Origin of the sequence: Algibacter lectus (genome assembly GCF_004368925.1) — a bacterium.
Lineage (GTDB): Bacteria > Bacteroidota > Bacteroidia > Flavobacteriales > Flavobacteriaceae > Algibacter > Algibacter lectus.
Map to the genome: position 1 here is coordinate 1,634,570 of NZ_SORL01000007.1, position 20,112 is coordinate 1,654,681.

Below are 20,112 nucleotides of genomic sequence, written 5' to 3' on the forward strand. Positions count from 1 at the left end.
ACCTCTCAGCTAAAATTAAGAACAAACACTTTTGAAAACTTAAAAAATAGTTAAATAACTGCTGTTTTAGTTTTATAACTACAAAAATAGTTATACATTTGAAAACTACTGATAATTAACATTTTAATTCATAATGGAAAAGTTAACCAACAAAGAAGAAGAAATAATGCACATTTTATGGAGGCTAGAAAAGGCTTTTGTAAAAGATGTTTTGGCTGAAATAGAAAATGACAAACCGCATTATAATACGCTTTCTACTATAATTAGAAATTTAGAAGATAAAGGATATGTAGCCTACAATGCCTACGGAAAAACTCACCAATACTACCCTATTGTTTCTAAGGAAGATTATAGAAAAGGTTTTATGAATACAGCCATTAATAACTATTTTAATAACTCTTACAAAAACATGGTGTCCTTTTTTGCTAAGGAGGAAAAGATTAGCGTAGACGAGCTTAAAGAGATTATTAAACTTATTGAAAAAGATAATTAATTATGGAATACCTATTAAAAGTATCTGCTTTATTAGCCATTTTCTATGTAAGTTATAAAGTGTTTTTGCAACGCGACACTTTTTTTAATGAGAATAGATGGTTTTTAATACTCGGTATTGTAACTGCATTTGTGTTGCCTTTTTTAGTGATTCCAATTTATATTGAATACACTCCTGTAGACGTACCAAATTTTAATAATATCCCTACGGAGGTTCCCGAAAATATCGAAGCATCATTTAATATATTAGATTACTTACCTATAACTTATTTACTAGGAGTTATCGGTTTTTCTATTCGGTTTGTAATACAACTTACCTCTTTAAGTTTAGTTATTTCTAAAAGTAAAAAAGAAAAACACGGTAAATACACTTATATTAAAACGGACAAAAACATATCGCCTTTTTCGTTTTTCAACTGGATTGTTTTTAACCCAAATAACTTTAACAACACCGAGTTAGAACAGATTCTAATTCACGAAAAAATTCATTCCAATCAAAAACATTCCATCGATGTTTTACTCACACAACTTAGTTGCATTGCACTATGGTTTAATCCGTTTATATGGTTTTACAACAAAGCTTTAAAACAAAATTTAGAATTTATAGCCGATAATGAAACCCAACATCAAATAGATTGTAAAAAAACGTATCAAATCACTTTATTAAAAACAAGCTTGCCATCTCATCAAATGGCTTTAACCAATAATTTTCACACATCATTAATCAAAAAACGAATCGTTATGTTACACAAATCAAAATCGAAGAAAATCAGTTTATTTAAGTATGCAATAGTATTACCGCTATTAACTCTATTTTTAATGAGTTTCAATACCGAAGAGGTTATTATCAATTCTAAAACAGAGGATGTTTCTAACATTAATAATTTAACAACCTCGGAAGACAAACTAAACCTTTACATTCATAAAGAAACCACAGACAATACTATAGAAAAACTTAAAAGCGATTTAGCGCAAAAAGGATACTCATTAAAAATAGGTAAACTTAGAAGAAATAAAAACAACCTTATTACCGACATTAAAATTTCGGTAAGTTATAAAGCATCTCACAGCACGAACTATAGCTCTAATTCTAGCGCCCCGATAAAAACCATAAATATTATTATTGATAAAAGCAACCATAGTATCACTATAAAAAATAGTAATGATGAAAACTTAAAAATAGGCCTTGAGATAACAAAGGCGCAAGTTCTAACGGACACCGATCGCTTATACATTATCGACGGTAAAATTATAGAAGAAAAAGGTTTTACTTTACAAGAAGACAACGTTAAATCGATAAATGTACTTAAAGGAAAATCTGCTATTGATAAATATGGAGAAAAAGCTAAAAATGGAGCTATAGAAATTACGACTAAGAACAATAATCAAAAAAACTCAGATTCTGTTCAAACAAAAAAAACACAACATAAATTAGAAATAGCGAAAGACAAACAACCTTTGGTGTATGTTGACAACGAAGAAGTAAATTACGAAGACTTAAAAAATCTTGACACAGAAAACATAGAATCAATGAATGTTTTAAAAAATAAAAACGCTACTGATAAATACGGTGATAAAGGTAAAAATGGCGTTATAGAAATTACCACAAAAAAATAAACTCCCAACCCATAAATTCAAAATTAAGGCACTCAGCAATGAGTGTCTTTTTTTGTTTTTTTAAATTTCAAAAAAGACAAAACCATTAAAAACCGTTATGTTTTACACCAAATCCCCCTTGGTTTCTCAAACACACCCTCAAAAACCCCTTGAAAAGTTTTAATTTAAAACCATATTAACACATTTTACACACAATTCAAAACACACGCAAAGCAAGTCACTCAAATATTAAAACAAAAATGATTTTTATACTTACAAATTCGCATTCAATTTCACCGATTTACCTAAAATCACTTGGAGAATACTTCTCTAAAAATATATATTGAAAACTCAATCGAAAAACTGAGTATAACACTAACCCTTTAAAACTAACAATTATGATGACTCTTGCAAAACTTGTAGTAGATTTAATTATCACAATCCTTACAAGTATCTAACCACAAAACATGTAAAACTTAGTCTAGAATAAGTTTTACTATTTTTACAAAAAAAAGAGGTTATAGATGCAAAAGCAAATATTCAAAATTTTAGCAAAGGTGAACAAAGCAGTCTTACCAAGTTACTCTAAAAAACAACTCGATTTATCAAAAGCCAGTAAACTACAATTAGCAATAATAGGTTGGCGTGTTTACGTCACTAAAAACGCGTTAGATTAATTTAAAATTATTGCATAAAAAAAGCTCCCAATTTCTTGGAAGCTTATTTTTTCGTGACCTCGACTGGATTCAAACCAGTAACCTCTTGAGCCGTAATCAAGTGCGCTATTCAGTTGCGCCACGAGGCCGTTTTTATGTGGGTGCAAATATACATCTTTTAATAAAAGCCCACCAAATTTTTTTTAACTTTTTTTATTATTATTTTTGAATATGGAAAAAGCCCTCTTAAAAGAAAAATTCAGCAACGCTCTAGATCAAGATATTATAAACGAAATCTTAGAAGTCGGAAGCTTTAAAACTTTTCAAAAAGATGATATTATAATCGATATCAACCAAAATCTAGAATACATCCCACTACTTTTAAGCGGAAACATAAAAATATTACGTGAAGATAGCGATGGTAACGAACTCTTAATATACTTTCTCGAAGCCGGCGAAACCTGCACCATGTCGCTTACCTGTTGTATGGGCACCTCAAAAAGCAAAATTCGCGCCGTGGCCGAAAGCAACTCAAGCATCGTACTTATACCTGTAGCAAACATGCAAATTTGGTTCCATAGCAACCACAGTTGGCGTAATTTCATACTCGAAAGTTACCAATCACGCTTCAACGAAATGCTCGAAACCATAGACAATCTGGCCTTTTTAAAAATGGACCAACGCCTCTACCACTACCTACTCAACAAAGCAGAACTCAACGGCTCAAAAACCATTATCGTAAAACATCTCGACATATCCGAAGACCTCCACACCTCACGCGTCGTAATTTCTAGACTCTTAAAACAGCTAGAAAACGAAAACAAAATAAAACTAAGCCGTAACAAAATAGAAATTCTATAAAACATTTGGGCGCTACCCGAAAAGGGTCGGGCTATTCACTACAAGTCCTCGTACGCGCAATTGCCATTGCGCATACTGTGGGCTTTTCACTACTATCCCTAGCGCAAGCAAATCCGCCAACAAAAACCTACATCAAATAAACACAGTATTTTTTCTTATTTACGCTCCTATTTCTTCTTGTTTCCATAACCTCTAACCTATTTTCTAAGTCTTACGAATAAAGTAACCTCAGCACACACTTCTAACCGACTCCCTTAAAACAACTTAACCACACACAAAATTCAAAGTAACATTTATTACAAAACATACTACACCAAGACCATACCTTTGCACCAAATAAAAGAATATGGAAATAATTTTGAACCCTTGGCCATGGTATGTATCAGGCCCATTAATAGCCATCGTTATGGCGTTACTACTCTATTTTGGCAAAACTTTTGGTATGTCATCCAACCTGCGCACACTTTGCGCTATTGGAGGAGCTGGTAAATTTGCCGATTTTTTTAAATTCAACTGGAGAGATCAACTCTGGAATCTTACTGTAGTATTAGGCGCTATTATAGGCGGATTCATTGCAACACACTATCTATCAAACGATACACTTATCGATTTAAACCCAGAAACGGTTGTCGAGCTTCAGAATATGGGCTTTCAAAATGCAGGCGCAACACTTTTACCAAACGAGCTTTTCAGTATCGAAGCGCTCAAATCACCTAAAGTATTAATCATATTAATTATTGGGGGCATACTTGTTGGTTTCGGAACCAGATATGCGGGTGGCTGTACTTCAGGCCATGCCATTACAGGGCTAAGCAGCTTGCAAAAACCATCACTAATAGCTGTAATTGGCTTTTTTATCGGTGGATTAATAATGACTAACCTTATTTTACCTCTAATATTTTAACTATGAAATTTATTAAATTCTTATTAGTAGGCATTGTCTTCGGTATTCTATTAGTAAAATCCGAAGCCGTTTCATGGTATCGCATTTACGAAATGTTCCGTTTTCAATCCTTTCACATGTATGGCATTATCGGCACAGCCGTAATATCAGGTATTTTGTTTTTACAAATATCAAAAAGAGGTTATATCAAAAGCATAAAAGGCGCCGATATATTTGTTCCTAAAAAAGACAACGGGATCACTCGCTATATTGTTGGCGGAATTATTTTTGGCTTAGGTTGGGCACTTATAGGTGCATGTCCTGGACCTATGTATATTCTTTTAGGCACAGGCGTTTCTAGCATGCTTATTGTAATTTCGGCAGCCATAGTTGGTACATTTATTTACGGTATACTAAAAAGTAAACTCCCACACTAAATGGAAAGCTCTCAAATTATAGGTTATGTAGGCGCGCTTATTGTTGGTCTCGTTTTGGGACTTATTGGTGGTGGTGGTTCTATATTAACTGTTCCTTTATTAGTCTACTTATTAGGCTACAACCCTATTGTTGCAACGGCATATTCTTTATTTGTTGTTGGCACAACTTCACTTGTAGGCACTTTACAGAAATTTAAAGAGGGCTTGGTAGATGTAAAAACCGGATTAGCTTTTTCATTTCCATCCTTTATTGCCGTGTATTTATCACGTCGCTATTTAGTGCCAAATATACCAGAAACCTTATTTAACTTTGGCAATTTCACGTTAACCAAAGATATGAGTATCATGGTGTTTTTTGCTATCATTATGCTTATAGCATCCATTTCCATGATTAAAAAAGGAAAAACGGAGGATGTTGTTACAACAACAAGCCAACCTTATTACAAAACCTTTATACAAGGGCTAACTATAGGTACCATAACAGGTTTGATTGGTGCGGGAGGCGGATTTCTATATGTTCCGGCATTAGTACTTTGGGCTAACATCCCTATGAAAAAAGCAGTAGGAACCTCATTAATCATTGTCACTATAAATTCCCTTATAGGGTTTACAGGAGATATGCAAACATTAGAAATCGAATGGACGTTCCTTTTAACATTTACAGGGATATCCATTTTTGGAATTATTCTAGGAAACTATTTTTCTAAATTTATTAGCAGTAGTAAACTCAAAAAAAGCTTCGGTTTTTTTGTTCTACTAATGGCCGTATACATAATGTACAAAGAGCTTAAATAGCTTATGTAATAATTGTAACGTAGCAAACCATTAAAGTTTCTTAATTTTGAATCAAGTAATAAAAAAAGTATCGATTTCACTCCTATTGAAATCATAGAAACCATAAAAAATTAAAACATGAAAATAGAACAAATATATACAGGTTGCTTAGCTCAAGGCGCTTACTACATAGAATCTAACGGTGAAGTTGCTATTATAGATCCATTGCGCGAAACGCAACAATATGTAGACAAAGCAAATAAAGAAAATGCTAAAATAAAATATATTTTTGAAACGCATTTTCATGCCGATTTTGTTTCTGGTCATGTTGATTTAGCTAAAAAAACCGGAGCAACTATTGTTTTTGGACCAAATGCAGAAACCGATTATAACGCTCACATAGCCAAAGACAACGAAACCTTTAAAATTGGAGAAATCACTATTAAAGTATTGCATACACCTGGGCATACGCTAGAATCTTCTACTTATTTGTTGATTGATGAAGATGGAAAAAACCACGCTATTTTCTCTGGAGACACTCTGTTTTTAGGTGATGTTGGCCGACCAGATTTAGCTATAAAATCTGACTTAACAAAAGAAGATTTAGCTGCCATGTTGTTCGATTCGCTTCGTAACAAAATCATGACACTTGCCGACGATGTTATTGTATATCCAGCTCACGGCGCAGGTTCTGCTTGCGGAAAAAACTTAAGCAAAGAAACCGTTGGTATTTTAGGTGAACAGAAAAAAACGAATTACGCTTTACGTGCCGACATGACGCGTGAAGAATTTATAAAAGAAGTTTTAAATGGTATTGCACCACCACCACAATATTTTGCAAAAAATGCCATGATGAATAAATCGGGCTATGATAATTTTGAAACAATTCTTAAAAAAGGCGATACACCACTTTCTCCAGAAGCTTTTGAAGCAATGGCCAATAGTGAAGATGCATTAGTTTTAGACGTAAGACATCAGGACGATTTTGTAAAAGGCCATATTCCTAATTCTATTTCTATTGGTATTCAAGGTGGTTTTGCGCCATGGGTTGGTGCTTTAATAACAGATTTAAAACAACCTATTCTACTTGTAGTTCCTGAAGGAAAGGCACAGGAGACTGTTACAAGACTATCTCGTGTAGGGTATGATAACACTTTAGGTTACTTAGAAGGCGGCATAGAAAGCTGGAAAGCAGCTGGAAAAGATATAGAAACCATTAAGTCTATATCGGTTGATGAGTTCTCTAAGCACTTTAATGCAGAAGACATACAGGTTTTAGATGTTAGAAAAGATGGAGAATATAACTCAGAGCATTTAAAAGGTGACAACGTTAAACATTTTGCGCTAGATTATATTAACGATAATATGAATAGTATTGATAAAAACCAAACTTACTACGTGCATTGCGCTGGTGGTTACCGCTCGGTAATAGCAGCATCTATTTTAAAAGCAAGAGGTTTTGATAACTTAATTGATATTGCTGGAGGATTTGGAGCTATTAAAAACTCCGATTTACCAACCACAGATTTTGTGTGTCCAAGTACGCTTTAAACATTAATATTTAATTTTTTAGTAATGACAAAAAACATAGGAGCTACCGATAAAGCTATTAGAGTACTTGCAGGTATAGCTATTGCTTTACTTTACTATTTTAATATTATCTCAGGAACATTTGCTTTAATATTAATGGCTGTAGCTGTTCTTTTACTTGTAACAAGTTTTATTAACTTTTGCCCGCTTTATGGCATTTTAAAAATAAACTCGATTAAGAAAGTAAAGTAGAAAGAAAAATGACATTAATAGCAAAAAAAAAGACCTCTCATTTTATTGAAAGGTCTTTTTTGATTATTGTATATATGTGTTTTACACGAGCTCTGCACTTAAGCCTGCCTCTAGCAACATAGAGCAACGTGGTTTTAAATCGTCTAATAAGCCTGTTTTAACCGTGCACTTTCCTTTGTAATGCACTAACATAGCACATTGTTCTGCTTGTTCTGGTGTATGCTCACAAGCATAAATTAATGTATCAATAACGTGATCGAAAGTATTTACATCGTCGTTATGCAAAACAATCTCGTTTTGAGTTAAAACTTCTTCTTCTAGTAATAATTCTTCGAATGTTTTTTCTTGTATACTCATAATTTACACTATGTCTTTCTTATGTTTCCTTATCGGAAAACACTTGGTTAACGGTTTAAATATGTTACTAATTTAAAAATTTTAACGATACCCAATTGTTTCTTTCTAACTTTTCTTCAAATTTTAACAAATGTTTTTCACATTCAGCTGTTATTAGCGGAATGTCTTCAGCATAAAATCCGCTTAAAAATAACATACCATTTTTATTTAAACAAGCAGCATAAGTTGCCATATCTTGAAGTAAAATATTGCGGTTAATATTTGCTATAATAACATCGTAACTTTTACCTTTTAAAGCAGAAGCATCGCCTTCTATAACCGTGATATGCTCAGCATTGTTGCGCTCTACATTCTCTAAACTATTAAGGTAACACCAATTGTCATAATCTACAGCATCTAGAGGTTTTGCGCCTTTCATTTCAGCAAGAATCGCTAAAACCCCAGTACCACAGCCCATATCTAAAACCGATTTATCTTTCAAATCTGTTTTTAAAATATGTTGAATCATCATGTGTGTCGTTTCATGATGTCCTGTACCAAAACTCATTTTTGGTTCTATAATAATATCGTAAATTGTATCTGGTTTCTCGTGAAAAGGTGCTCTAACAGAACAGGCATTGTCAACAATAATAGGATTAAAGTTTTTCTCCCATTCCTCGTTCCAGTTGGTTTGTTCTATTTCATTGAATTCGTAAGTAATTTCAAACTCATCAGATTTTAATATTTGAACATCGTCTAAAATATTAGCATTCCATTCTTCTTTTTGAATGTAAGCCGTTGCTCCATCTTCGTTTTCTACAAAACTCTCGAAACCAGCGTAACCAAGTTCTGCTATTAAAATCTCTACGGCTGGCTGTAATGGCGCTACTTTAAAATAGTACCCAATATAAATAATGTTTGACATTTGCTTTTTTATTAAAGTGCAAATTTAAGCGTTATTAACGGAGTTCGTGATAAAAATTTATTAAAACTTAGTTTGAAGCGACTGCTCTATGATGGTTTTAGTCTTTAGAGACGTTTGGAAATCTAACTTGATTTCGTAAACAGAAATTCTAATTGTTTATATTCTCTACACAACCAAGTATGTGTGATTTCTCCTTGCATAGAAATGACAAAAGATTTAAAGGAAAATTCCCTGTTTTTATAAAACAAAAAACACCTTATCAAGTGAATGATAAAGTGTTTTACATTTTTAATACATCATTAAAAAAGCTAACGAATTTAATTTATTTTAAATAGAACTTTGCAAAAAAGGAGAAACCAAAGGGTTGTCTCTACATTTTGCAGGTTAGCCCGCGTTAGGGATTGAGACTTTGTTGGAGCTCTTTTTGTGTGGTTGCACCTATGCAACACAAAAAAGCGACTGCCGAAAGCCCGACCCTTTTCGGGTAACGCCCTAATTATTTTTAACTAATTGTATGTTTTAAAAAGCATTTACAATCGCGAAAAAATCTTCAGCATTTAGAGCTGCTCCTCCAATTAAACCACCATCTACGTCTGGTTTAGAAAAAATTTCTTCAGCATTTGCTGGCTTAACACTACCTCCGTAAAGGATTGAAACCTCATCGGCAACATCGTTTCCGTATTTATCGGCAAGTGTTTTTCTAATAAATGCATGCATATCTTGAGCTTGCTCTGGGCTTGCAGTTTCTCCTGTACCAATGGCCCAAACAGGCTCGTAGGCTAACACAATGTTTTGAAATGCCGCTGCTTCTAAATGAAACAATGCATTTTTAATTTGATTCCCAACTATAGTCTCTTCGTTTCCAGATTTTCTATCAGCTAATTCTTCACCAAAACAGAAAATTACACGAATACCTTTTGCTAGAGCTGCATCGGTTTTTTTAGCAAGTAACTCATCGGTTTCATTGAAATATTCACGACGCTCACTGTGACCTAAAATTACAGTATTAACGCCGATGCTTTTTAACATACTCGCACTAATTTCACCTGTATAGGCTCCATTTTCTGCAAAGTGCATGTTTTGTGCTATAACTTCGATATTAGAAGTTTTTAATGCTTGGTATGCCTGAAATAAATTGGTAAAGGTTGGTGCTACCATTACTTCTGCATTAGAGCTTGTTGTTTGATTTTTTAACGCAGTAATTAACGCTTCGGTTTGCGCTAAATCGTTATTCATTTTCCAGTTTCCTGCTACAATGTTTTTTCTCATAGTTGCCTTTTAACCTTCCCTAAATTGACAAGGATATTTTTTTAAAAAAGTTAGTAATTGTTGTTTTCTACTGCTAAAATAGTTAATTTTTTATAGCTTTTATTAACTTATCGTCATCAGCTTCAATAACATTAAATACAACGATTTCGCCAGCTTTATTTATTACCAAATATCTAGGAATCCAGCTTATATTTAAAAAATCTGCAAAATCACAATCTTTAGCATTTGGCATAAAATAATGGTCGCCATTTACTTGATATTTTGCAATACCTCGATGCCAAGCCCCTTGCTCTCTATCTAAAGATAAAAACACATAGGCTACTTCTGGATTGTTGGCTTGTAGCGTCTTAACTTTAGGCATACCTTTAATACAATCGCTACACCAAGATGCCCAAACATCAATAACTATTGTTTTGCCTTGGTGTTTATCTAATATGCTTTGGAAGGTTACCTCGTCGCCATTTTGAGCAATAAAGGTATCGTTTAAAGCTGCGGCAGAAAATTGTTTTGGCTCGTCTTTACAGCTTAAAAAAGTGATTAATAAAACGAAAATATATTTAATCTTGTTCATATAAAAAGTGTTTGAAATGTTTACGCTTTCGCGGAAATAAATATTTATTTTAATTTAACTTTTGGATCTAACCAAACGTAGATTAAGTCGACAAAAATGTTGATAATTACAAATAACACAGCAATTACCAATACAGCGCCCATAATTACCGGTAAATCTAGAGTATTTAAGGCATTTACAATTTCTTTACCAAGGCCGTTCCACCCAAAAATGTATTCTACAAAAACGGCTCCTGCAAGCATAGATGCAAACCAACCTGATATTGCCGTAACTACCGGATTTAAGGCGTTTTTTACAGCATGTTTTTTTATAATTTGAAATTCACTAAGTCCTTTAGCTCTTGCTGTTCTAATGTAATCTTGATTAAAAACCTCTAGCAAAGAATTTCGCATAAGCTGAATAACCACCGCCAACGGACGAATACCTAAAACAACTGCCGGAAGTATTAAATTTTTCCATTTTATGTGCATAGCCTCTCCAAAATCGTCTAGTTCGTACAAACTCCCCGTCATCTCTAAATTGGTATATTCATGCAGCACAAAACCAAAAAACCAAGCAAATAGTATAGCACTAAAAAAAGAAGGTACGCTCATGCCTAGCGTGCTAAATATTTGAATTGTTTTATCGATCCATTGGTCTTTATACAAAGCAGATACAATACCCAAAATAACACCTAATATCATGGCTATTACAATGGCCGAAACAGCCAACACAAAAGTATTGGGTAAGGTTTCGCCTAATACTTGGCTTACTTTTTTCCCTTGTTTTGTAAAGGATTCTCTCAAATAAGGAAATTTTAAAACCGTGGTTGTATTCCCTATAGTAAATAATTTACTCGCTGTATATTTTCCTTCGCGCAAAAAAGTATAATCATCTTTTTCTTTAGAATGGAATGACAATGGCGACAAATCGTTTAAATAATATAAATACTGCGTTCCTAAAGGCTTATCAAAACCATATTTTTGCTTTACAATAGCGAGTTGTTCGCTATCTTCATTTTGGCCCAACATCATTTGCGCAGGATCTCCGGGAAGCACATTAAATAAAAAGAAAATAACAGTTATAACCCCAAATAATGTTAGGATGGCGTATGCTATTTTATTTATTAAGTAATTCAAAATAATTGCTGGGTATTAATTATTGGTCTAGATAAAATTTCAATAAAGCATGATGCCTTATTTTTTTAGCATCACTTTTACTATCCCTGTATAATTATTAGTATTTGCAGTGTTAATAGAGTCTAGCTCTTCATTTTGATCTTTTAAAACATTTACCGACTCTATCGTGTCTGTATCAAGCGCTTCAACCTCTGCTTTCGTTGCTGTTACACCATCAATTTGATATAAAATATTTTCAACTTTAACAGACTCAGGAGCTCTTTCTACTTTTGGTAATTTAAGGTCGTCTAGATCATTCCAATGTACTTTTTGTTTAATAGTTCCTTTATCCAACTCTATAACTCCAGGGTTAGAACGCACAATGGTTTTTAGAGCTTTCTCATCACATAAATAAAACTTAAAATCAATATCATAAGCTTCTGATATACGTTGTTTTGCTGCTTCTCCAGAGGCCGACAAACCAATAATTTCGTAACCGTTTCTTCTAGCTTCATCTTGCAATCCTTTTAATTTTAAAGCTCCGCCTTGTTCCATACTTTCTAAATTATAAGAAATAACAACAATTAGATTATCTCTATTTAAAAAATAATCCGTTAAATTTTCATCTGCTGTTTCTATTGAAAAATCATAGATTGGCGGCTCGTAACCTGCAGAAATTTCTTTAGTATCTACACTTATAAATTCACCCTCAACAGATGGGTAAGAACCATTGGTAGTTATAATTTTTTCTTCGCCATTTACTTTAAATTTCCAAGCATATTCTGTTACCGGTTTTGCCGCATCTTCAGGCACAGTCATACCCTCTTGTATATTAGCCCCAATGTGGTATGCTCTAAAATCTATAGCTGGTAAATGCATTAATACATGGTAACCAAACCATAAACTTGCAATAAAACTTAGCAGGGCTAAAACGGTTGTGCCTAGCTTTCCGAAAAGTGGTTTTATGTGCTTTACTCCCGCAAACAAAATGAGAATAAAAAACAGCAACACAACATCTTTTGTAAAGCTTTCCCATGGTGTTAGTTTCAAGGCGTCACCAAAGCAACCACAATCTTTTACTTTATCGAAATATGCTGAATAGAAAGTTAAAAATGTGAAGAAAACAATCATTAACAATAAACTCCATACAGTAAATTTAGGTTTATAACCAATGAGTAGAAATACACCTAAAACAACTTCGAACACAACAACTAGCACCGAAATCATTAAAGAATAAGGCTCTAAAAATGGTAAGTTTAAAACATCTTGTCCAAAATATTCGGCTAATTTATATGAAAAACCTAACGGATCGTTAAGCTTAATGAATCCGGAAATAATAAATAGAACTCCTACAAATACTCGGCTTATACCTACTAAAAATTTCATGTGATATGTTTTTATATGAAACTTAAACCCTAAGCTTAAGTTTTAAAATGTGCTTACTATTAAATTAATGGTCTTCACCTAAATGAATCATTGCGAAAATGGCATAATTAATCATGTCTTGATAATTAGCATCAATGCCTTCGCTTACTAACGTTTTACCTTTATTATCTTCTATCTGTTTTACACGAAGTAATTTTTGCAAAATTAAATCGGTTAAACTACTCACGCGCATATCTCGCCATGCTTCTCCGTAATCGTGATTTTTGTTTTCCATTAAGGTTTTGGTAACCAAAATGTGCTTTTCATACAATTCGGTAGCCTCTTCTGTCGATAAATCGGGCTGTTCTACAACACCTAATTCCAACTGAATAAGCGCCATAACAGAGTAATTTATAATACCTATAAATTCGCTTACTTCACCTTCATCTACCTTTCTAACATCGTTTTGCTGTAAACCTCGAATACGTTGGGCTTTTATAAAAATCTGATCGGTTAGCGATGGTAAACGTAAAATTCGCCAAGCACTTCCATAGTCGCTCATTTTTTTAATAAATAAACTTTTACAAGTATTTACAACCGTATCGTATTGTTTTGAAGTATCTGGCATGTATCAATTATATTTTGTGTAAATTTCGCTTAAATTGTTTAAAGTTCAAAAGTTTTTAAGAGGAAGTTTGACGTTACAATTTTAAAGTTTTAGGTTTGATATTTAATATTGAAAATATTGACATTTTAAGAGGTTATGACCATTAATTGCAAAGGAACACTTATTAATTTATCGTCGCCAAAAGTAATGGGGATTTTAAATTTAACACCGGACTCATTTTATGATGGCGGACAGCATAAAGATGAAAAATCTATTCTGAACCACACCGAAAAAATGCTAACAGAAGGCGCTACTTTTATTGATATTGGAGCGTATAGTTCACGCCCAAATGCCGACCATGTAAGCGAAGCCGAAGAGTTAAAACGCATTTTACCTATTGTAGAACTTGTTTTAAAATCATTTCCAGAAACTTTAATTTCTATTGATACGTTTAGAAGTGAAGTCGCCAAACAATCTATTGAAGCTGGCGCTGCCCTAATAAACGATATTTCGGCAGGAAAGCTCGATGACAATATGCTGAAAACGGTTGCCGATTTACACGTGCCATATATAATGATGCATATGCGTGGCACTCCGCAAACCATGCAACAACAAACCAATTACAACAATTTGGTAAAAGATATTATATTTTATTTTTCTGAACGTTTAATGGCCGCAAAAGAACTTGGTATTATAGACCTAATTATAGATCCTGGTTTTGGTTTTGCAAAAACTTTAGAACAAAACTTTCAACTTTTAAACACTTTAGAATTATTGAACATACTCGAAAAACCTTTGCTTGTTGGTGTATCGAGAAAATCGATGATTTACAAAACCCTTAACAACACAGCTAAAGAAGCTCTTAACGGCACATCGGTTCTAAACACGATTGCTTTACAGAAAAACGCATCTATTTTACGCGTGCACGATGTAAAAGAAGCTATGGAAACTATTAAACTTATTGAATCTCTCAATGCTTAAAATGAAACATTTACTTCTCCTTTTTATTACCATCGGATTATTATCTTGTAACAACGAAAAAATACTAGAATTACCAGAAATTAATTATTCTAGCATATCAAAAATAGATGATATCTCGGCCGCATATCTTTTTTACAATTCAGAAAAAGACAGCATCGAATTAAACCGTAAAAATTTAATTAGCACAACCAATTGGCTCGTTAACGTGGATAAACGTTTAAGTTTAAAGTTGGCTATTCCGCAGATTACATTTCTTCAGAATAAAAAGAAAAATGCTGGACATAAAAAAGAAGACGCTAAAAACTACTTTACTTGTAACGATATGAGCTTAAAAACTTTAGGTTTTATTGAGTTTACTGAAACGGTTTATCATCAAAAAACTAGTTTGGAATACTTAGCAAAACTTACAGATTTAAATGAAGGTAAAAACACGATTTCAATAGCGTTCGACACGACTAACACCATTGCTATAACAGAAATTGACAGCAGCTTAACTTCTACAAAAACAAACATAAATAACCTATTGGTTTATCTAAAAAAACAAGATAGTACAGCCCGAAATATTTATTTAAATTTTAATGAAGATTTAAAATTTCAAGATTATATCACCTATAAATCTTTAATTGAAAAAGCCGATTTAAAAGAAAGTAAAATCTCAAACAACGAATTCATTTTTAATTAACCTTTATTTACTAAATTTACAAAAACACTTTTACCATTGGAAATTTTTAATGACCTCTTAAACTTTAAAATTGTTGATATTATTGATGTAATTCTGGTAGCAGTGCTCCTTTATTATGTTTATAAACTAACAAAAGGCACAGTTGCCATCAATATTTTTATTGGTATTATTATTATTTATTTTGTTTGGAAGCTTACCGAATTTCTAGAAATGGAATTGCTTACCGGTATTTTTGGAGGCTTTATGAAAGTGGGGATTATTGCCCTAATTGTAGTCTTTCAGCCAGAAATAAGAAAGTTTTTATTAATGGTGGGTTCAACGAACTTTAACGGACGACGCAAATTTTTACAACAGTTTAAATTCTTAAAAACAGAAACTAGCGATGCTACGGATGTAGACGTTATTGTTTCGGCTTGTAACAAAATGGCCATGTCTAAAACTGGTGCTCTTATTGTTTTTGAACGTAATAACAACTTAGATTTTATTGCAGCTTCGGGTGATGAAATGAATATAAAAGTGACTCAACCAATTATAGAAAGTATCTTCTTTAAAAATAGTCCGTTGCATGATGGAGCGATTATTATAAACGACAATATCGTTAAGGCCACTCGTGTAATTCTTCCTGTTAATAATGATAGAAGCATACCCAAACGTTTTGGACTTCGTCACAGAGCGGCTATTGGTGTTACCGAAAAAACGGATGCCTTAGCACTCGTTGTAAGTGAGGAAACAGGACATATTTCGTATTTTAAAGATGGGGAGTTTGTTGTTTTTGATGATACTAATGCACTTACCGAAATTATAAAAACAGATTTAGCTTAAATGAAATTAGCCTGTAAAAATTGCGGAAATTTACTGCTTGAAAAAAGTAATTTCTGTAATTTATGTGGCGAAAAAACAGCTTACAAACGCCTGACGGTGAAATCTTTTTTTGCTCATTTTATCAATCAGTTTTTAAGTATTGATAATAAGCTCTTAAAAACTTTTATAGATTTATTTACACAGCCTGATTTGGTTATTGATAGTTATATCAAGGGCTTTAGAAAAACATATGTAAATGTCATTTCTTATTTAGGGTTATCGATAACTCTTATGGGACTTCAGTTTTTTATTCTGAAGAAATTCTTCCCAGAATTATTACAATATGGCTCAGGACTTGAACAACCAGAAGGTTTCGATATTAATAGTGTTATGGATTTCATTACAGAATATCAAAGTGTTATTACTTTGGTATCTATTCCTGTATATTCCGTAATCTCAAGATTTGTATTTAAAAAGTCGAAAAAGTATAATGTTGCGGAACATTTCGTGATTATAACTTATACTTCGGCACACTGGTTTATTATATCATTTTTCATGATTTTAATAACTTTACCTTTTGGATTAAACTTCTACAACGCATCGCAATTAATTTCTATTCCAGCCTTGTTTTATATGGCTCATGTTTACAAAAAGCTATATGAGTTTTCGTGGAAATCAACTATATTGAGAACTATTTTATACGTCGTAATGAGCTTCCTTTTTCCGATGATTATAGCATTAATTTTCGGCATACTTTACGCAGCTTTTTATCTAAAAAATTAGTGAGCTAAACAATATCAACTAATAAAGGTTAGGCAACATCTTCCTTTAAAAACTGAACTTCATATAAATTTCTATAATAACCATTTTCTCTTTTAAGAAGTTCATTATGCGTGCCTTGCTCAACAATTTTACCAGAATCCATAACAATAATTTTATCAGCCTTTTTAATAGTTGCTAATCGATGCGCAATAACTATGGAGGTTCTGCCTTTTGTAATTTTATCGGTGGCATTTTGAATAAGTTGTTCTGAATAAGAATCTACAGACGAAGTCGCTTCATCTAAAACCAAAATACTAGGGTTAGTAACATAAGCCCGTAAAAAGGAAATAAGCTGACGCTGACCAGAAGATAGCATCACCCCACGTTCTTTTACATTATAATGATATCCGTTTGGTAACGACATAATAAAATCGTGAATCCCGATATCTTTTGCCGCTTGGTAAACTTGCTCTTCTGTAATTTCTGGATGATTTAAAGTGATATTGTTTAAAATAGTATCGGCAAACAAAAATACATCTTGTAAAACTACAGCTATTTGAGTTCTAAGAGATTCTAAGGTGACATCTTTTATATTAATTCCGTCTACTGAAATAACTCCGTCTTTAATTTCATAAAAACGGTTAAGTAAATTAATTATAGTCGATTTCCCTGCTCCTGTAGCCCCAACTATTGCAACGGTATCTCCAGATTTCACTTTAAAAGAAATTCCTTTTAGTACAGCTTCATCTTCAACATAATTAAAAAACACATTTTTAAAATCAATGTCTCCTCTAAAAGTTTCTGCAATATGCGTTCCGTGATCATCAATTTGCGAAGTAGTATCTAGAACTTTAAATACGCGGTTTGCTGCAACCATTCCCATTTGTAGCGTATTAAATTTATCTGCAATTTGTCGTAGAGGCCTAAATAGCATAGGAATAAACATTATAAAGGCAATTAAATCCCCTTGAGACACATCGCTTCCTTCCAAAACCACATGTAAACCACCATACCAAGCCACTAAACCCATAGCTATAGAACCCGATAAATCTGCCAATGGAAAGAAAATAGAGTTGTACCAAACGGTTTTTAACCATCCTTTTTTATGACGCTCATTTATGGCTTTAAACTTTTTAAACTCGGTATCTTCTCTTGTAAAAAGTTGTAGAATTTTCATTCCTGTTAATCGTTCTTGCACAAAAGAATTCAGGTTTGATACTTCCGTTCTTACTTCTTCAAAAGCCTTTTTCATTACTTTCTGAAATATTCTTGTAGCGTATAATAATAAAGGAAGCATGATAAATACAATAATACTAAGCTTCACATTGATATAAACCATAACAGCGAAAACAACAATCATGGTCAGTAAATCTTTTACAATCATGAACAAACCTTGACCAAAAATATCGGCAATACGTTCCATATCGGTAACCGATCTTGTAATAAGCACTCCAACCGATGAATTATCGTAATACTTCATTTTAAAACGTAGTAAATGATTGAACAATTTAGTTCTTACATCTTTCACTAAATTCTGTCCTAACCATGCCGCGTAATAAATAAAACAAAGCTGTATAACCGTTTGTAGAATTAAAACCACCAACATAATAATAATGTAAAATAGAAAATCTTCTTTCAATTTTACGGCTATACTATTATCTATGGCATATTTCGTTAAATAAGGCGTTGCTGCACTGAAAGCAGCAGATAGAACCACCATAATTAATAAGCCTATAAAAACCAAATTATAAGGTTTTATGTAAGTGAATAACCTTTTAAAAAGGTTAACGTCAAATATTTTCTCTTTGGGTTTACTCATTTATATTTTTATATCTTCTGGATATTCTACTTCTATTAAATACAGACCATGAGCCGGAACAGAAAACCCAGCTTCACTCCTATTTTTAGATTCAATAATATTGTGTAAATGTGCTACCGGATTTTTACCTAAACCAATATTTATTAAAGTACCAACAATGGCGCGCACCATATTACGTAAAAAACGATCGCCTTTAATAATAAAATGCAATTCGTCTTCTACCACTTGCCATTCGGCCTTCATTATATTACACAAAAAGGTGTTTACATTTGTTTTACTCTTAGAAAAACACTCAAAATCGTTGTATTCCAACAATATTTTAGTAGCCTCCTTCATTTTTTCAATATCTAATTTTTGCTTTACATAGTAAGCAGCATCGACATTAAAAACATTTTTCTGTAAAGAAACACGATACAAATATGTTCTACTCACGGCATGAAAACGTGTATGCACATCTTCCTTTACTTTAAATATATCGTGAATAGCAACATCTTTAGGTAAAAACGAATTAAGCTTAAACATTAAATCCACACGATCTATTTCGCCTTCAAAATCAAAATGAGCAAACATTTGCTTGGCATGCACACCAGTATCAGTACGGCCTGCACCCATTATAGAAATTGGCATATTTAATAAAATCGATAAAGCTTTTTCTAAAACTTCTTGTACCGAAATGGCATTGGGTTGTATTTGCCAACCATGATATGCTGCACCGTTATATGAAAGTTCTATAAAATATCGCAATTTGTTTTAATACTTTTGTTGAAAGAACAAATATAGTCAGTTTTAAGGTTCTTGTGAATACTCAAATCTTAATTATATATTAAAAGATTTTAATGAAAAAAATATTACTCCTTTCGGACACCCATAGTTATATAGATGATGATGTTTTAAAATATGTAAAACAAGCAGATGAAGTTTGGCATGCCGGAGATATTGGCGATTTAAAAGTAACAGATGCTATAAAAGAACTTAAACCATTAAGAGGAGTTTACGGCAATATTGATGATGCTAAAACGCGTGGTGAATTTCCGGAACACAATCGTTTTATGTGTGAAGATGTAGATGTTTGGATTACACATATTGGAGGTTACCCACCTAAATATAATTTAAGAGTGATTGAAGAAATTAGAAAAAATCCTCCAAAAATTTTTATTTCTGGGCATTCTCATATTTTAAAAGTCATGCCCGATAAAAAACTAAATGTCCTACATATGAATCCTGGTGCTGTTGGAAAACACGGCTTTCATAAAGTAAGAACCATGCTTCGCTTTACAATTGACGGTAAAAAAATTGATAACCTTGAAGTTGTAGAGTTTCCTGATAGGCATCCAAAAAACTAATTAGTTTTATGCCTTCAACTAAAAACAGAATAAAAATAAAAAACTCCGAAGTTTTTACTTCGGAGTTTTAACG

General features: G+C 32.7%; 23 protein-coding genes and 1 tRNA gene. 14 read left to right on the forward strand and 10 right to left on the reverse strand.

Annotated features, from left to right (window positions below; translation table 11 throughout):
• Positions 1-133: 133 nt before the first annotated feature.
• The 3 genes from DFQ06_RS07400 (at position 134) to DFQ06_RS07410 (ending at position 2,765) form a co-directional block, all read left to right on the forward strand.
• Positions 134-493: a BlaI/MecI/CopY family transcriptional regulator gene (locus tag DFQ06_RS07400; RefSeq protein ID WP_074938071.1), complete on the forward strand. Its 360-nt coding sequence runs from the start codon at positions 134-136 to the stop codon at positions 491-493.
• A 2-nt stretch (positions 494-495) separates the two neighbouring features.
• Entirely contained in the window at positions 496-2,109 is a 1,614-nt protein-coding gene (locus DFQ06_RS07405) for a M56 family metallopeptidase (RefSeq protein ID WP_133966931.1), read from the forward strand.
• 503 nt (positions 2,110-2,612) lie between these two features.
• A complete protein-coding gene (locus DFQ06_RS07410; protein ID WP_074938075.1) occupies positions 2,613-2,765 on the forward strand; it encodes an SsrA-binding protein in 153 nt (50 codons plus the stop codon).
• Positions 2,766-2,819: 54 nt separating this feature from the next.
• Here DFQ06_RS07410 and DFQ06_RS07415 read toward each other — a convergent pair.
• Positions 2,820-2,893 (reverse strand) — tRNA-Arg (locus DFQ06_RS07415).
• Positions 2,894-2,975: 82 nt separating this feature from the next.
• On the opposite strand from DFQ06_RS07415, the gene DFQ06_RS07420 reads away from it, so the two are divergent.
• The 6 genes from DFQ06_RS07420 (at position 2,976) to DFQ06_RS07445 (ending at position 7,481) form a co-directional block, all read left to right on the forward strand.
• A complete protein-coding gene (locus DFQ06_RS07420; RefSeq protein ID WP_133966933.1) occupies positions 2,976-3,605 on the forward strand; it encodes a Crp/Fnr family transcriptional regulator in 630 nt (209 codons plus the stop codon).
• Positions 3,606-3,951: 346 nt separating this feature from the next.
• Positions 3,952-4,509: a YeeE/YedE family protein gene (locus DFQ06_RS07425; protein ID WP_042503055.1), complete on the forward strand. Its 558-nt coding sequence runs from the start codon at positions 3,952-3,954 to the stop codon at positions 4,507-4,509.
• Between the two features lie 2 nt (positions 4,510-4,511).
• Entirely contained in the window at positions 4,512-4,925 is a 414-nt protein-coding gene (locus DFQ06_RS07430) for a DUF6691 family protein (RefSeq protein ID WP_074938114.1), read from the forward strand.
• On the forward strand, positions 4,926-5,720 hold the full coding sequence (locus DFQ06_RS07435) for a sulfite exporter TauE/SafE family protein (RefSeq protein WP_042503058.1): 795 nt from the start codon (positions 4,926-4,928) through the stop codon (positions 5,718-5,720).
• Between the two features lie 117 nt (positions 5,721-5,837).
• Positions 5,838-7,250, forward strand: a complete 1,413-nt coding sequence (locus DFQ06_RS07440) for an MBL fold metallo-hydrolase (protein ID WP_042497329.1) — start codon at positions 5,838-5,840, stop codon at positions 7,248-7,250.
• Between the two features lie 24 nt (positions 7,251-7,274).
• Positions 7,275-7,481: a YgaP family membrane protein gene (locus tag DFQ06_RS07445; protein WP_042497327.1), complete on the forward strand. Its 207-nt coding sequence runs from the start codon at positions 7,275-7,277 to the stop codon at positions 7,479-7,481.
• Between the two features lie 81 nt (positions 7,482-7,562).
• Here the strand turns inward: DFQ06_RS07445 and DFQ06_RS07450 are convergent, their stop codons facing one another.
• The 7 genes from DFQ06_RS07450 to DFQ06_RS07480 form a co-directional block, all read right to left on the reverse strand.
• Positions 7,563-7,838, reverse strand: coding sequence for an ATP-dependent Clp protease adaptor ClpS (locus DFQ06_RS07450; RefSeq protein ID WP_042497325.1), 276 nt, complete (start codon positions 7,836-7,838; stop codon positions 7,563-7,565).
• Positions 7,839-7,905: 67 nt separating this feature from the next.
• A complete protein-coding gene (gene prmA / locus DFQ06_RS07455) occupies positions 7,906-8,742 on the reverse strand; it encodes a 50S ribosomal protein L11 methyltransferase (protein WP_042497323.1) in 837 nt (278 codons plus the stop codon).
• Positions 8,743-9,261: 519 nt separating this feature from the next.
• The gene (tpiA, locus tag DFQ06_RS07460) at positions 9,262-10,011 is read right to left on the reverse strand and encodes a triose-phosphate isomerase (protein ID WP_042503062.1); all 750 of its coding nucleotides are present in this window, start codon (positions 10,009-10,011) and stop codon (positions 9,262-9,264) included.
• An 82-nt stretch (positions 10,012-10,093) separates the two neighbouring features.
• Positions 10,094-10,582, reverse strand: coding sequence for a TlpA family protein disulfide reductase (locus DFQ06_RS07465; RefSeq protein WP_042503065.1), 489 nt, complete (start codon positions 10,580-10,582; stop codon positions 10,094-10,096).
• 44 nt (positions 10,583-10,626) lie between these two features.
• A complete protein-coding gene (locus DFQ06_RS07470) occupies positions 10,627-11,703 on the reverse strand; it encodes an ABC transporter permease (RefSeq protein ID WP_133966935.1) in 1,077 nt (358 codons plus the stop codon).
• Between the two features lie 54 nt (positions 11,704-11,757).
• The gene (locus tag DFQ06_RS07475) at positions 11,758-13,065 is read right to left on the reverse strand and encodes a BT_3928 family protein (protein ID WP_042497317.1); all 1,308 of its coding nucleotides are present in this window, start codon (positions 13,063-13,065) and stop codon (positions 11,758-11,760) included.
• 64 nt (positions 13,066-13,129) lie between these two features.
• Positions 13,130-13,672, reverse strand: a complete 543-nt coding sequence (locus DFQ06_RS07480) for a DUF1599 domain-containing protein (protein WP_133966937.1) — start codon at positions 13,670-13,672, stop codon at positions 13,130-13,132.
• 135 nt (positions 13,673-13,807) lie between these two features.
• Between DFQ06_RS07480 and folP the strand changes: the two genes are divergently transcribed.
• The 4 genes from folP to DFQ06_RS07500 are packed head-to-tail and all read left to right on the forward strand — an operon-like array spanning position 13,808 to position 16,898.
• Positions 13,808-14,632 (forward strand): dihydropteroate synthase, encoded by an 825-nt coding sequence (gene folP / locus DFQ06_RS07485; RefSeq protein WP_133966939.1) that lies wholly within the window; start codon positions 13,808-13,810, stop codon positions 14,630-14,632.
• Between the two features lies 1 nt (position 14,633).
• Positions 14,634-15,314 (forward strand): hypothetical protein, encoded by a 681-nt coding sequence (locus tag DFQ06_RS07490; protein ID WP_133966941.1) that lies wholly within the window; start codon positions 14,634-14,636, stop codon positions 15,312-15,314.
• 36 nt (positions 15,315-15,350) lie between these two features.
• Positions 15,351-16,136, forward strand: coding sequence for a diadenylate cyclase (locus tag DFQ06_RS07495; protein WP_042503074.1), 786 nt, complete (start codon positions 15,351-15,353; stop codon positions 16,134-16,136).
• Positions 16,137-16,898, forward strand: a complete 762-nt coding sequence (locus DFQ06_RS07500) for a DUF3667 domain-containing protein (RefSeq protein ID WP_052415947.1) — start codon at positions 16,137-16,139, stop codon at positions 16,896-16,898. It begins immediately after the preceding gene.
• A 28-nt stretch (positions 16,899-16,926) separates the two neighbouring features.
• Here the strand turns inward: DFQ06_RS07500 and DFQ06_RS07505 are convergent, their stop codons facing one another.
• Both DFQ06_RS07505 and truA read right to left on the reverse strand, forming a co-directional pair.
• Complete coding sequence (locus DFQ06_RS07505) at positions 16,927-18,696, reverse strand: ABC transporter ATP-binding protein (protein WP_133966943.1); 1,770 nt, start codon at positions 18,694-18,696, stop codon at positions 16,927-16,929.
• Complete coding sequence (gene truA, locus DFQ06_RS07510; protein WP_133966945.1) at positions 18,697-19,440, reverse strand: tRNA pseudouridine(38-40) synthase TruA; 744 nt, start codon at positions 19,438-19,440, stop codon at positions 18,697-18,699.
• 92 nt (positions 19,441-19,532) lie between these two features.
• Here truA and DFQ06_RS07515 point away from each other — a divergent pair, with 92 nt between their 5' ends.
• Positions 19,533-20,039, forward strand: a complete 507-nt coding sequence (locus DFQ06_RS07515; protein ID WP_074938127.1) for a metallophosphoesterase family protein — start codon at positions 19,533-19,535, stop codon at positions 20,037-20,039.
• The last annotated feature ends 73 nt before the right edge of the window (positions 20,040-20,112 follow it).